20 protein-coding genes are annotated in these 12,326 nt (G+C 35.7%); 19 read left to right on the top strand and 1 reads right to left on the bottom strand.

Going from position 1 to position 12,326, the window contains the following annotated elements; translation table 11 throughout:
* Positions 1–3 precede the first annotated feature (3 nt).
* Positions 4–693: a S24 family peptidase gene (locus tag EGT34_RS04085; RefSeq protein WP_000550612.1), complete on the bottom strand. Its 690-nt coding sequence runs from the start codon at positions 691–693 to the stop codon at positions 4–6.
* Positions 694–819: 126 nt separating this feature from the next.
* Between EGT34_RS04085 and EGT34_RS04080 the strand changes: the two genes are divergently transcribed.
* The 19 genes from EGT34_RS04080 to EGT34_RS03990 all read left to right on the top strand — a co-directional run bounded on the left by EGT34_RS04080 (position 820) and on the right by EGT34_RS03990 (position 12,230).
* Positions 820–1,053: a helix-turn-helix domain-containing protein gene (locus EGT34_RS04080; protein WP_000335919.1), complete on the top strand. Its 234-nt coding sequence runs from the start codon at positions 820–822 to the stop codon at positions 1,051–1,053.
* Positions 1,054–1,085: 32 nt separating this feature from the next.
* The gene (locus EGT34_RS04075; protein ID WP_000818521.1) at positions 1,086–1,460 is read left to right on the top strand and encodes a hypothetical protein; all 375 of its coding nucleotides are present in this window, start codon (positions 1,086–1,088) and stop codon (positions 1,458–1,460) included.
* 33 nt (positions 1,461–1,493) lie between these two features.
* Positions 1,494–1,694, top strand: a complete 201-nt coding sequence (locus tag EGT34_RS04070) for a hypothetical protein (RefSeq protein WP_000290737.1) — start codon at positions 1,494–1,496, stop codon at positions 1,692–1,694.
* Positions 1,691–1,876, top strand: a complete 186-nt coding sequence (locus tag EGT34_RS04065; protein ID WP_000200037.1) for a hypothetical protein — start codon at positions 1,691–1,693, stop codon at positions 1,874–1,876. The genes EGT34_RS04070 and EGT34_RS04065 overlap by 4 nt, the downstream gene beginning before the upstream one ends.
* A complete protein-coding gene (locus tag EGT34_RS04060; RefSeq protein WP_000575719.1) occupies positions 1,873–2,328 on the top strand; it encodes a hypothetical protein in 456 nt (151 codons plus the stop codon). Before EGT34_RS04065 ends, EGT34_RS04060 begins: the two co-directional genes overlap by 4 nt.
* A complete protein-coding gene (locus EGT34_RS04055; RefSeq protein WP_000218435.1) occupies positions 2,325–2,942 on the top strand; it encodes a hypothetical protein in 618 nt (205 codons plus the stop codon). Before EGT34_RS04060 ends, EGT34_RS04055 begins: the two co-directional genes overlap by 4 nt.
* Positions 2,939–3,478, top strand: coding sequence for an HNH endonuclease (locus EGT34_RS04050; RefSeq protein WP_000817335.1), 540 nt, complete (start codon positions 2,939–2,941; stop codon positions 3,476–3,478). Before EGT34_RS04055 ends, EGT34_RS04050 begins: the two co-directional genes overlap by 4 nt.
* The gene (locus tag EGT34_RS04045; protein ID WP_000078469.1) at positions 3,475–4,083 is read left to right on the top strand and encodes a hypothetical protein; all 609 of its coding nucleotides are present in this window, start codon (positions 3,475–3,477) and stop codon (positions 4,081–4,083) included. Before EGT34_RS04050 ends, EGT34_RS04045 begins: the two co-directional genes overlap by 4 nt.
* A 5-nt stretch (positions 4,084–4,088) precedes the next feature.
* Positions 4,089–4,475: a hypothetical protein gene (locus EGT34_RS04040; protein ID WP_004708298.1), complete on the top strand. Its 387-nt coding sequence runs from the start codon at positions 4,089–4,091 to the stop codon at positions 4,473–4,475.
* Positions 4,472–5,950, top strand: coding sequence for a DNA cytosine methyltransferase (locus tag EGT34_RS04035; RefSeq protein WP_001055561.1), 1,479 nt, complete (start codon positions 4,472–4,474; stop codon positions 5,948–5,950). The genes EGT34_RS04040 and EGT34_RS04035 overlap by 4 nt, the downstream gene beginning before the upstream one ends.
* A gap of 3 nt (positions 5,951–5,953) precedes the next feature.
* Positions 5,954–6,997: a hypothetical protein gene (locus EGT34_RS04030; RefSeq protein WP_000124478.1), complete on the top strand. Its 1,044-nt coding sequence runs from the start codon at positions 5,954–5,956 to the stop codon at positions 6,995–6,997.
* Positions 6,994–7,758 carry an ATP-binding protein gene (locus tag EGT34_RS04025; RefSeq protein WP_000994860.1) on the top strand — a complete coding sequence of 255 codons (765 nt, stop codon included), beginning with the start codon at positions 6,994–6,996 and terminating at the stop codon, positions 7,756–7,758. The genes EGT34_RS04030 and EGT34_RS04025 overlap by 4 nt, the downstream gene beginning before the upstream one ends.
* Positions 7,755–8,294, top strand: coding sequence for a hypothetical protein (locus tag EGT34_RS04020; protein WP_000991087.1), 540 nt, complete (start codon positions 7,755–7,757; stop codon positions 8,292–8,294). The genes EGT34_RS04025 and EGT34_RS04020 overlap by 4 nt, the downstream gene beginning before the upstream one ends.
* Positions 8,284–9,015 carry a hypothetical protein gene (locus EGT34_RS04015; protein ID WP_000837750.1) on the top strand — a complete coding sequence of 244 codons (732 nt, stop codon included), beginning with the start codon at positions 8,284–8,286 and terminating at the stop codon, positions 9,013–9,015. Before EGT34_RS04020 ends, EGT34_RS04015 begins: the two co-directional genes overlap by 11 nt.
* Positions 9,012–9,383: a hypothetical protein gene (locus tag EGT34_RS04010; protein ID WP_000977812.1), complete on the top strand. Its 372-nt coding sequence runs from the start codon at positions 9,012–9,014 to the stop codon at positions 9,381–9,383. Before EGT34_RS04015 ends, EGT34_RS04010 begins: the two co-directional genes overlap by 4 nt.
* Entirely contained in the window at positions 9,380–9,787 is a 408-nt protein-coding gene (locus EGT34_RS04005) for a hypothetical protein (RefSeq protein ID WP_001079043.1), read from the top strand. The genes EGT34_RS04010 and EGT34_RS04005 overlap by 4 nt, the downstream gene beginning before the upstream one ends.
* Positions 9,788–10,151: 364 nt before the next feature.
* A complete protein-coding gene (locus EGT34_RS04000; RefSeq protein ID WP_000905985.1) occupies positions 10,152–10,829 on the top strand; it encodes a hypothetical protein in 678 nt (225 codons plus the stop codon).
* 16 nt (positions 10,830–10,845) lie between these two features.
* Positions 10,846–11,061 carry a hypothetical protein gene (locus EGT34_RS03995; protein ID WP_000686562.1) on the top strand — a complete coding sequence of 72 codons (216 nt, stop codon included), beginning with the start codon at positions 10,846–10,848 and terminating at the stop codon, positions 11,059–11,061.
* A 158-nt stretch (positions 11,062–11,219) separates the two neighbouring features.
* Positions 11,220–12,230, top strand: a complete 1,011-nt coding sequence (locus EGT34_RS03990; RefSeq protein WP_000482849.1) for a hypothetical protein — start codon at positions 11,220–11,222, stop codon at positions 12,228–12,230.
* The last annotated feature ends 96 nt before the right edge of the window (positions 12,231–12,326 follow it).

Raw genomic sequence — 12,326 nt, 5'->3', positions numbered from 1 at the left:
TCCTTAAAACTCTCTATGCATACCAACGACTTTACCAACCAACTTACATTCTTCTGTTAGCTTAATAATTTGTTCAGGCCATTTAGTATTTAGTGGCTCTAAATATTTTTCTTCTCCATCTTCAATTATTAATCTCTTAAATGTAGCTTGTGTATCACCAGCACAAGAAACAATAACTAAATCATTGGTTTTTAAATCAAAAACTGGGTAGTCTGGATTTACATATATTCGATCACCTGGTTCAAATTTAGGTAACATTGATGTACCAGTTACAATAAGTCCATAACCATTTTTTCCAGCTTTCTTCATTGGTGGAAGCCATTCAAGTACTTCAGTGTCCTTCAATACTGTTTGAACATCTGTAAATGAACCTGCTGCAACCCAAGAAATAACTGGAATTTGCTCTCCATCTAATTTGATTTTATTTGATAGATTTACATTGTTATCTAACACCAATTCATCTAAATCATTATTAATATTATCAATGGCTTCTAAGTCATTATTGAGCAGTGTATTGGCATCATAGCCTGCCCAAGAGGCTAATTTTTCAACGGTAGATATCTTTGGTTCTTTATATTGCCCATTCTCCCAACGAAAAAGTGTAGGTTGTGGTACTCCAGACTTTTTACTAAGACCTGTAGTAGTAGTGCTGTATTTTTTTAACAGGTACTTAACGTTTTTTTGAAGGTGCATTTTTCCAACTCCAAGATGGATAGCTAATTTTATTCAAAAATGAATATTTTTTGTGAAACAATTCATTAATGTATTGACAACTATTCATTAGTGAATAAAAATATGCCTTAACACGGAGGCATTTATATGTGCATGAATATTCAAGATAAGGTTATTTACCTTTCAAATAGTCGAGGTTTGACTCAACAGCAAATCTCAGAAAGAACTGGGATTTCTCAAAGTTCTGTTTCAAAAATTGCAAGTGGCGAACAAAAAGAAGTTGCTTATAACAAAGGTGTTGCTTTAGACGCGTTAGTTGCCTCTGAACAGAAAAGAGAATATGAGGAATCCAAGACAAAACAATTAAATCGATCTGCATAAAAACCAATTTTAGGAATGTATGAGGCATAACCATGGCTGAAAAACTTCTTGCAAATGCATCATCGAAATTAACTTTAGAAGAAAAAGCAAAGATGGAATGGATTGCCAAACTAGAAGGCAAGAATTCCTTATCTAATCTCATCCGTTCTATGTGTAAGAAAAAGATTTCAGAAGTAGAAGGTGAGATGGCAGGTAAAAGCTCTCTCGAGGTAATTAAAAACATTTGCACTAGAAAAGTCTCAGAAGCTGAATCCGAATACCAGTTTCTCAGAAATGTTTTTTGTGGGTCAAAAGATAACGGGTATACCAGAGATACCTTCGAATTAGTGCCTTTACGGGCCGAAAAATCGCGGCATACAAATGCTAGTGATAAATCAGTCCAGCTTGATCTACTTAGCTGGAAATAAAAAACCACTCCCTGCGCCAACAGGAAATGGTCTATGGCTGTTCAAACCCTTGGAAGAATGAACGTGAGTAATTTAGCAAATCATCACTGCTCAGGCAAATGCACTGATTTTAAAGAAGAACAGTGCTCAACTTGTCTTATTAATCAAGATGCCCCGCATCAAATCGTAAACACTCAAACCGATGAAGAGAAATTTCTAGATCGTGCATTCAATGCACAAAAGGAGATTTCATGACTTCAGAAAAAAAGGTTTGGCCGTTAGGAACCAATCACACTGATTCTGAGGGAACGCCGTGGAAGCGTGACGAGCAGAACAATTGGTGGTTTTGGCAAGAAAACTTTGGCTGGTCACGTTATGTAGGTCCAGTGAACCAAGCTTTCTTAGATTTACGATTTGAGGTAGGGACTGAACAGTGATTTTTGAATTAATAAACCTTAGTGATAAATGTACATTTGAAGCACCAAATTTAAAAATTGCTGCTTTAGTTACTTGTGTACTTGGAAATGGTCAATACTCCGCGAAGGGGATAAAACATGATTTAGATGTTCCGTTCTTTCTTTTCGGTGGACATGAAGAATGGTTTATCTCTAAATTTGGAACAAATTTTGAAGAAACACTTATTCAAGTTCGAGATGAAGAAAAACAAGATTTAGCAGATAGCTTTAATAGCGTTTTATTAGGTTACTACCTTGACCGAACAGCTTTTTTCAAAGCTTACAACTTAATTAAAGATCCAGCTGAACAAAAAGAATGGCGTAAGCAGTGGTTAGATGAAAGACGCTCTTCTTTTAATAATATCTGTGAACGTGCTTGGAATTATGCTGAACAAGTGAGCTTGTATAAACCAGCTCAGGAAGGTGCAGCATGACGGTACGTCCAATTTTATTTAATTCAGAAATGGTTAGGGCCATTTTAAATGGATCTAAGACGCAAACACGCCGAATTATTAAGAGTAAAGTTCAAAAAAAAATTGATATAGCTGAACATCTTGGAGAGTTCTTTGGTTTAGAAGATTCTAAATCACAAATATCTTCTTATTTTCAGAAAATTTGTCCTTTTGGAGCAATTGGCGACCAGCTTTTTGTTCAAGAGACGTATGGCACCAAAATTAGAAGTTTAGGTGGAACTCCTCATGAGTCATTTGTCTACAAAGCAGATAACCCAAATGAAATTGCTTATTACGACTGTAAGGGAAAGGGTTATCCAGTTAGATGGAAGCCATCTTCTCGTATGCCTCGTAAAGCATCACGTGTTTTGCTTGAAATAGTTGATATCCGTGTTGAGCGTTTACATGAAATTAGTGATGTAGATGCTAAGGCTGAAGGTTTTGATAAACCTAAAACTGATTCAACTATGCAAAGCAATAATTCTCATAACCCAGTTCTTAACTTTCAAAAACATTGGGAAGCAATAAAAGGTAAAGAATCTTGGAATGAAAACCCTTGGGTTTGGTGTATTTCTTTTCGGAGGATTGATCAATGAAAAGATGTCCATCGTTTAACAGTTACTCAGTCACTGCAGATGGGAAAGTTTTTACACACCGTCGCAAGGGTAGGTTAGCCAAAGGGCTAAATAGAGTTGATTTTTCATACTCAAAAGAACTATCGCAATTTACCACTTCAAAAGGATATCGCACCGTTTCTGTATATATCGGTAATGGCAAATCAAGACCAATTGGTGTTCATCAACTTGTTGCAGATGCATTTATTGGGCCTGTTCCAGAAAATCAAGAAGTACGCCATCTAAATGGGATTCCATCCGATAATCGTTACGAAAATCTAGCTTATGGCACAAAACAAGATAATGCAAATGATAGGGTTCAGCATGGTGGATATAAGCAGGGGGCATCACATATAAATGCAAAACTTAATCAAGGGCAAGTAGAGAGCGTTAGGAAAAAACGTGCATCAGGCTCAAAAGTTAAAGATTTGGCAAAAGAATTTGCTGTAAGTACTAGCACTATTGAGTTGGTCCTCTATGGCAAGTCTTATAAAGTTAACCAAGGTGGCGCCTCATGAGCCAGATTGTATATAGAGAAGACAATTTCATTGGGGAACTTTTAATGGAAAAGTTCGTCTTCAAAAAAATAGGTGAATATAAGTCAGACTGGGCTTTAGCTTATGTTGATCCAAATAATTTATATAGTGCTGGCGGTGGACGTCTAACAGTCGTTTTAAGTAGTTTTACCGGTTCCGCTTTCTTTTCTCATGTTGGTCAACCAACTTTTAAAGAGTTCATTGCCCAATGCCATGCTCCTTATTTACTTAATAAACTTTTTCCTAAAATTGAAAAGTGGGTAGATGTTGAGGATGGTAATGAAGTAATTGAATACATAGCTATCAATAAGCTATCTGAATTAAAAGATGGTCGATCAAGTGGCGCAATTTCCAAAAAAGATCTTAGAAATTTTTATGAACACCTTAAAGAAATTGAATTCGAATGTTTTTCAAATTTCTTTGACCAGCTCACTTTTAAAGACCGATCAATCATGTGTGAACTGTTTGGTGAAGACTGGCTTTGGGAAAGTGGGCCATCCAAATTAAATCCTGATTACGTATACCTCGAAAAAATGCTGGTAGATGTGATTTCTGAATTTAAGAATTTAATTGGATTGGATGGGTGAGCGATATGAAAAATAAACTCATCGTTGACCGCAACCAAGCTAAAAATATCCGCGATAGGGAATTATGCGAAATAGCGGTAAATATGCGAATTAAGGAAGGGGAAAACAATCAATTTCGTGCGAGAAAAAAATTTCTCAATCAAGTTTTTTGGGTAGCTGAACCCCTTTGTAGCATTAAATGTGGACCTGAAAAATTCTACGGCCATTTTTCCTGTGATCCGATTCCTGAAGGTTGGAGCCGTTATACACTTGATAGACCAGGAAGTAGGGTTAATTTTGGTGAACATCGCTTTTTAGTTGAGTGCACTGAAGTTAAGACATTTAAATATTCTGCAGGTCAATTATTCACTGTTTTACTAACGCTTAAAAAAGTTAATGGTGGTGCATTATGAATATGTGCCTCAATCTTAACTTATTACCTCATGAATTGATTGTTGATAATTTTGCAGGTGGTGGTGGAACATCTACTGGCTTAGAAAAAGCCTTTGGCCGTCCCGTTGATATTGCTATTAACCACGATCCTAAAGCAATTGCAATGCATCGTGCTAATCATCCAAATACTCGTCATTTTTGTGAGGATGTTTGGGATGTTGACCCTGTAAAAGTTACTAACAATCAGCCTGTAGGACTGGTTTGGCTTAGTCCAGATTGCAAACACTTTTCTAAAGCAAAAGGTGGCAAACCGGTTGAAAAGAAAATACGTGGTTTAGCTTGGATTGCTCTTAGATGGGCTGACCTTACACGACCACGTATAATCATGCTCGAGAACGTTGAAGAGTTCAAAACTTGGGGCAGATTAGGAAAAGATGGATTCCCGAGTAAAAAGCACAAAGGTGAAACGTTCAGGTGCTTTGTTAATGCATTACGTCATCAAGGTTATAAAGTTGAATGGCGAGTAATGAGTGCTCGGGATTACGGATCTCCAACTCTAAGAAGACGGTTTTTTCTAGTTGCTCGCCGTGACAACTTCCCTATAGTTTGGCCCAAGCCTACGCATGCTGCACCAGATAGCAAAGCAGTTAAAACTGGGAAATTAAAACCATGGCGAATCACTGCAGAATGCATAGATTGGTCAATTCCTTGCCCAAGTATTTTTACTCGTAAGAAACCTTTAGTTGAGGCAACTTGTCGCCGTATAGCAAATGGTTTAGTCCGTTATGTAATCAATAATCCAGAACCATTTATTGTTCCAATGGATAAGGTTAAAAGCGTTGCCCCAGTACTTACTGAGTGTGCAAATGCTTCTAGCCCAAGATGTATGCCTATTGATGAACCTTTACGCACAATTTGCGCAGGGGTGAAAGGTGGGCATCATGCGTTAGTTACTGCGTTCATTGCTAAGCATTATACGGGTGTAGTTGGTAGTGATATTCGCGAACCACTTCATACTATTACTGCAAAAGATCATAACAGTTTAGTCGTCAGCAACCTGGTGAAACTGCGGAATAACAACATTGGTCAACCAGTAGATGAACCATTACACACCATTACTACAAGTGCGGGTCATTTTGCATTAGTACAAGCATTTTTAACTGCCTTCTACGGTAGTGAGAAAGACGGAAACAGCATTCATGAGCCACTTCGTACGATACCAACACGTGATCGCTTTGGCCTTGTAATGGTTAAAGGTGAGCTGCACCAAATTGTTGATATTGGCTTCCGTATGCTTCAGCCAAGAGAACTATTCACTGCACAAGGTTTTGAACCTACTTACATCATTGATCATGGGATCGATGAACATGGAAACACTATCAAATTAACTAAGACAGAACAGGGAAGAATGGTAGGTAATTCTGTGCCTCCTCAATTCTCTGAAGCTTTAGTACGTGCAAATTTTGCACATGAACACCTATATGAGGCAGCTTAAGAAATGGCAAGATCTAGAAATATTAAGCCCTCATTCTTTATGAATGAAGACATTATTGAATTACCTTATGAAGCACGATTGCTATTTATAGGGCTTTGGACTTTAGCAGATCGCGAAGGCCGACTCGAAAATCGACCTAAGAAAATCAAAATGTCTTTATTTCCTGCAGACGATATAAACGTTGCAGAACAGTTAGAGAACATTTCTAAGTTCGGTTTTATCGAGTTATATAACGCTGATGGTATTGATGTTATCCATATCGTTAACTTTGTTAAACATCAAAACCCACATGGTCTTGAGAAAGATAGTGAGCTACCTGACAGAAATGGCATCTACACTGTCTATCAACGTAATCCAAAAAACAAAACAATTGTTGGAAAGGCAATTCAGCTAAATAAAGCTGATTTAAAGCATTTTTACGATAAAACAGGTCCATTTGCCACTCAAAATACTGGTTCTGCTGTTGAAAACAGTTATCAAGATAATGAATCGAATCAAGCAAACAGTAGTGGAAGCACACAAGAACAGTTAGATAACGGTTCTAAAACTGTTTCTATCTCAGACCAAAACGCCCTGAATCCTGAATCCTTTAATCTGAATCCTGATTCACTGAATCCTGAAACCTTTAATCAGAATCCAGAAGGTAATAACAACTCCGCCGTTGGCGAAGTTGATTCATCGACTCAAACAAAATTTAGTTTCAAGAGTGCTTTGAAAAAAAATGGTGTACCTGAGAAAGACGCTGCTGAGTTCTTACAAGTTCGTAAAGCCAAGAAAGCTCAAAACACCGAAAACGCTTTTGACGCACTTTTGAATGAAGCCCAAAAAGCAGGAATTACACTTCAGCAAGCCGTCGAATATTGCTTGAAAAGACAAAATCCTTGGGGTGCCTTCAAAGCATCTTGGTACCTAAACGAAAAACCCGAAATGACTACCGGTCAACAGTCAAACCATCAATCGTTACCACGCAATGTAAATGATCAATGGGGCGCGCCAAAGAAATATGAACCGGTTGCTCACACAGCTGTGAAGGGTGAGTTGATATGAACGCAGTGCCTCAAAAATTGGAATATAAAATTTCCCATACAAACCAGATCTGTAAGATCCACAAAGAACACATGATCAATGTACATGGTCGAATCGTTTGTCAGTCATGTGTTGAAAAAATCATGAAGCAGTCAAATGAAAAATATGAAAGCGATAAGAATATTCGTATTTTAAATTTGAAAATGGCTCGAGCTGGTATCCCTAAAAGACATGTAAATAGCGGCTTTAGCAACTATGCAGTAACTCACAAAGGACAAGACAAAGCTCGTAAAACTTGTGAAAAATTTACTATGGATTTCAATTCAGGTGTTTTTCGAAATTTACTTCTTGTCGGCCGTACTGGTACGGGTAAAACACATCTAGGTTCATCAATTCTGAAAAATATCATCATTAAAAACTGGGAGGCTATATACATTACGTCTGCAGATCTAGCTGAAGATATCGCGGGTGCCTATCGCCGTAGCGGTGATAGTGAAGATGAAGCGCTAAAACGCTATGTAAAAAAAGATTTATTAATTATTGATGAATACGGTTTACATGACCGTGCTGAAAAACGTCCGCAGCTTCTTGAGAGTGTTCATAAGGTTCTACTCACTCGTTATGACGAGTTGAAGCCAACAGTTGTGATTTCAAACCTAAGTCTTTCTGAGGTCCGCGAAGATCTTGGAGACCGGCTTTGGTCAAGATTTCAACATGATGGCTTAGATATTATGGAATGTGATTGGGATGATGCTCGTATAGGTGGAGGTAAAGCACAGTGAACGCATTTGTTGATATGAAAAAATCTGAATACGCATTAGTTGCTTACTCAAACGTAGCAGCTAAATCTGAGGAGCGAAAAGCATTAGAAAAAGCAGTAAAGAAGTGGCTGAAACATCCTGGTAATAAAATCCGACACGTTGAGTCTATAGGGCGTGATCTCAATATGCCTCACGGCACCGGACCTATGTATAAGCGTTTATGTTGTCGTTGCGAAACTTGTGTTGAATGGGCGCTTTCCACTGGTTTAATCAAATCTAAGCCAAAACCAGTTGTAAAACGTGGTCCAGATGCTCGCCAATTGCGTATTTTGGCACAGAAAAGCCAATTGACCCCCTACGCTACAGCTTTTAATGAAGATTGGGATTTACTGGCCTTAGAAGTGGATTATTCAGTTACGGCATTTCAACTTGAACGTATTTATCAAGGGCGTTCTGAAATTGATCACAACTTTGTTTGGAATCGAGTTAAGCGTGTTGCTGATCGTTTAGTTGCTGAAAAGTTAAAAGCTAAAGGGGGATGTACAAATGAAATCTAAATCAATCAGCAAAAAACGCTCAAAAAAATACAATCCAAATAAGCTAACACCAGCGCAAGTTCAAGCTAATCAGAGAAAGGCAGAAATGCGCAGAGAAGCTGCTCAAGAATATGAGTTCAGCATGAGGTTCGTTTCAAAAGATGTACGGGACTATATCGAAGCAAAGAAAATTGAAGAGGCAGCATTGCTTGAGCGTTTCCCTAATCGTTTAACAATACCATATCACTTCAGTATTGCAGCTTACGGTTACCAAGATTTAGCAATTGTTCAAGTTCTCGAACATGTAGAAGAGTGTGAAAAATGGAATGTTGAACTCACTATCACAATGTCCGATAGAACCGATCAATATGAAGGGCAACTAATAATAAATCAGCCATTTACAGCGCCAAAAATGAATTATTTTGAGTTTTCAGAAGGAAAAGCAGACTGTTACGTAGATATAGGTAGTGGATTACGTAGAAAAGGCTGGAAAGGATTAAATGCTGAGATATTAATGGCATTAGACCAAAATAAAAATATACCTGATGGTTTTGGGATCGATTTGATAGAGGTAGAAATAAGTACCTCCTCAAAATTCAAAAGTGTGTCAGCGTATAAAGAATTTTTGAGTGTTGCTGCATGGGTAAACAGTGGTGTAGCTGAGGAAAAATTACGCCAGCTTTGGATTGCTGATCAAATTATAGGGAACGGTAAATCGCTTGGTTTTGGGGATGCAGCATGATGAAAAGACTAAGACAACGCCAGCGCCAACAACGCAGTATTTTTGCGATGTTGCAAAGCTACTCTAGGGAGATAAGTACTTTCAAAAGTTCGGAGGCTATTGCTCCTAAAGAACTACAAGCACAATCTGCAAAACCTAGATATATCTTCACAGAACTAGGGAAAGAGAAGCTTTGCAAACATTGTCAAGAATATTGGCCCATTGATTCTGAATTTTGGTTCATGGTTAAAGCTAAGCTTAAAGATGGATCCGTCGTACTTCGACCAGATTCAGCTTGTAAAGGTTGTTATGACAATGCCTATCGTCCGAATTTATCAAGGGGTAAATATCAAAAACGATCAAGTCATGAAAAGGGAGCTACGGCATGAATCGTTTTCAAGAAAAGCAGTTAATACAAATTGATGAAGAGCAGCAAATTATTAAGTTCACTCGAAAACGTGAATTAATTGAGTGTGATCATAAAAATATTCAAGTTTCTGAAGTAGAGAGTGAAGTACGTTGCATTGACTGCAACACTAAATTAAACCCTGTTCTTTGGATAGCTAAATACCTAAGACAACTTAACCAAGTTACAGAGCGTAATAACAGAATGTTAGCTGAGGTAAGAGTAATTAAGTCAAAGCTTGAAAAGAAAAACAAGTTTATGTGTAAAAGCTGTCATGAGGTTAATGAAATTGATTTTAAAAAATTACCTTCTCAAGCAGCTATTACACGTGGAATGTCGGTAATTGATCAAGAGTTTGACGGAATGAAAGTGGAGTTTTGCCAATGAAAAATAAAATCGGTGATCGAGTTTATGTTGATTTCAAATCTTCTAATAATATGGAAACTGATGGAACACATGTTTTTAGTGAGGGCTAGATTGATAGTGTGGATAAAGATATTGATTTTGTAATTGGCAGATTCGATAAAGGTAGATATTTTGATTGTCTATCGACAAGATGTAAAACTGAATCAAAACTAATGTGTACATGGGAAAATTTTTGAATGTTCATGAGTGATAAGGATTTAGAAGCTCATGGAGAACTTAAGTGACGTAAATCTTATCACTTAAACTATTAATAAGCTTTTCTTATGAAGAGCTTATTCTTTTATAGGTATACTATATAAGAGAAGTAAATTAGGTTTACATTTATATGTTGATACTTGATCAATTCAAACAGGCTGCTTTAACAGAAAAAATTGCTACTTTAACGAGTACAGTTATATTGATAGGTATTTCTTATAAATTAGGATATTACTTCACAAGATTACTTGATAGTTTGTGGATAATTCAGTTTTTCAATGTTTTTGATTTGGCATATTCAGCATTAAAACTAGTAATTTTATATTTTTTAATTCTTATCTTTCATGACAAGGTTTTTGTTGAGGGGAGCGGTGAAAGAAATATTTTAAAATTTGGCTTAGGTTTAATTGCTATATGTCTATATTACATATACGAAATGATAACTGTAGGCTACGCTTATAGTTTCTTCTTTGCAGTTGCTCTATTTTTAGGAATATTTTTTACTTTTACATTATATAACTCTAAACCTTTTGTGAAATATATCGCAATCGTGTTCTTAATTATAGTAATTCCTTTTCTTCAAGGTATATCTGATATACAAAAAAATATACACCGAGCAGATTTGCCAAGAGTTTCAATTAAAGATAGTTCAGCAAATGAAGATTGGAGGTTTTTAGATAAGGCTAATGATAAATTGATACTTCTCAACCAGAATAATCCTAAAGAAATTAAAATTGTTGGAATGGACGAAGTAAAAAAATTTACTAATAGTAGTGACAATAAAATCAATGGTAAGATCAAAAATTAATTGAAAGAGTAAAATAATGAAAATATGTATTGGTGGTGATCTCAACGGACAAGTTGTTGAGAAGGATGTTTATTCATTTAAAGCTACCGATATTGATCCTGAGAAAAAGTCAGAGTATTTCATTCAAAGTTTTATTCTTGGAGATAAGAGATTAAGGTTTTGGATTTGTTTTGATATAGATTTTCATGAAGCTTCGCAAATTGTTGAAAAAATGATGAGAACAAAACACTAAAAAGTATATTGAATAAATTCGATATATATTTTATATTATGTGAACTGTTTATCGTTTAATACCTTTATTGGTTTTATAGTCCGTACTTTCCCCAAGGTGCGGACTTTTTTTCTGTTAACATTGTTCACTTATAATTAAAAGTTTTTTGGGGTAATCATATGTTCAATAATGAAACTAGAAATCAACACTTTATATCTCAAGTAGAGCAAAAATTAAATTGTATAAATCCTTCTTTACCAAGAGACAGAAGAAGGATTTATAAGTTTAAAATTGATGATAGGGAAGAACTCACCTTTAATCTAGTAAATCCTTTGGGCGTTAAAATTGAAAATAACTTAAGCTTTAATGATTTATATACTTTTGATGTTTTTTCCGATAGAACTAGAAATAATTTCGAAGCTTATTTTGGAAAGTATGAAGTTAACATTGAAGTTTTTACAAATAATATTTTAAATAAAATTGATAACAATGAGGCAATAACAATTGACGAAATTAAAGATTTAATTTTTTGTAAGATGATGAATTTTATAAGAAACCCATTCAGCATTGAAAAGTGCCTTAATACATTTGGTTCATTGTCAAAGGTTAGTCCTACAGATACACATGCATTAAGAGAATTTCGAAAAATAAAAAAGGAAAATATACATGTTAGCCCTGATGTATTAGCTCAGTTGAACATAACCGAAGATAAATATATACAATGGTTAAAGATCATATTTAATTTTTTTTCCGTAAAAATGCCTACAGGATATTTAGGAGAGGAAATTATTGATGCAATTTTAGACATTGATAAAAAAAGAATTTATGTTGGTATTCATACATATGATCAAGAAATTTGCTTACTCTCTGATCGTAGTTTTGTTGATTATGGTCCAGCATTGCCAAATAATTTTTTTTGCTTTGCATTTAATCTCAATAAAAATACATTTCTAAGTTTTATGATTTTTGAGAATACTTTGGAGAATATTAAATTATTCTGCCCAGAAATGGCTCCTGTAATTGATAATCGAAACTTAACGATTGATGTAATGAGCCTTCTTCCACCAAGAATTGAGTTGCTAGTAAGTAAGAATAGTGTAGAAGCTTTAAGGGGTTACAACACTCAGGTTGTATATCAATGTCATACCCACTTCTTTAGCGCATCTACTACTTTTCTACTAAATAATTAATGGAACCAGTCTAAATTAGTTTTTATTCTTAAAATCATAATTAAAGTTCTTCTAAGATTGCAGGGCTTTAATTATGAAATTTTATTTGCTGATGCA

The sequence above is a fragment of the Acinetobacter sp. FDAARGOS_558 genome (assembly GCF_003937785.1).
In the GTDB taxonomy this organism is placed as follows: Bacteria; Pseudomonadota; Gammaproteobacteria; order Pseudomonadales; family Moraxellaceae; genus Acinetobacter; species Acinetobacter baumannii.
This window is presented reverse-complemented; position numbering and strand designations above follow the sequence as displayed.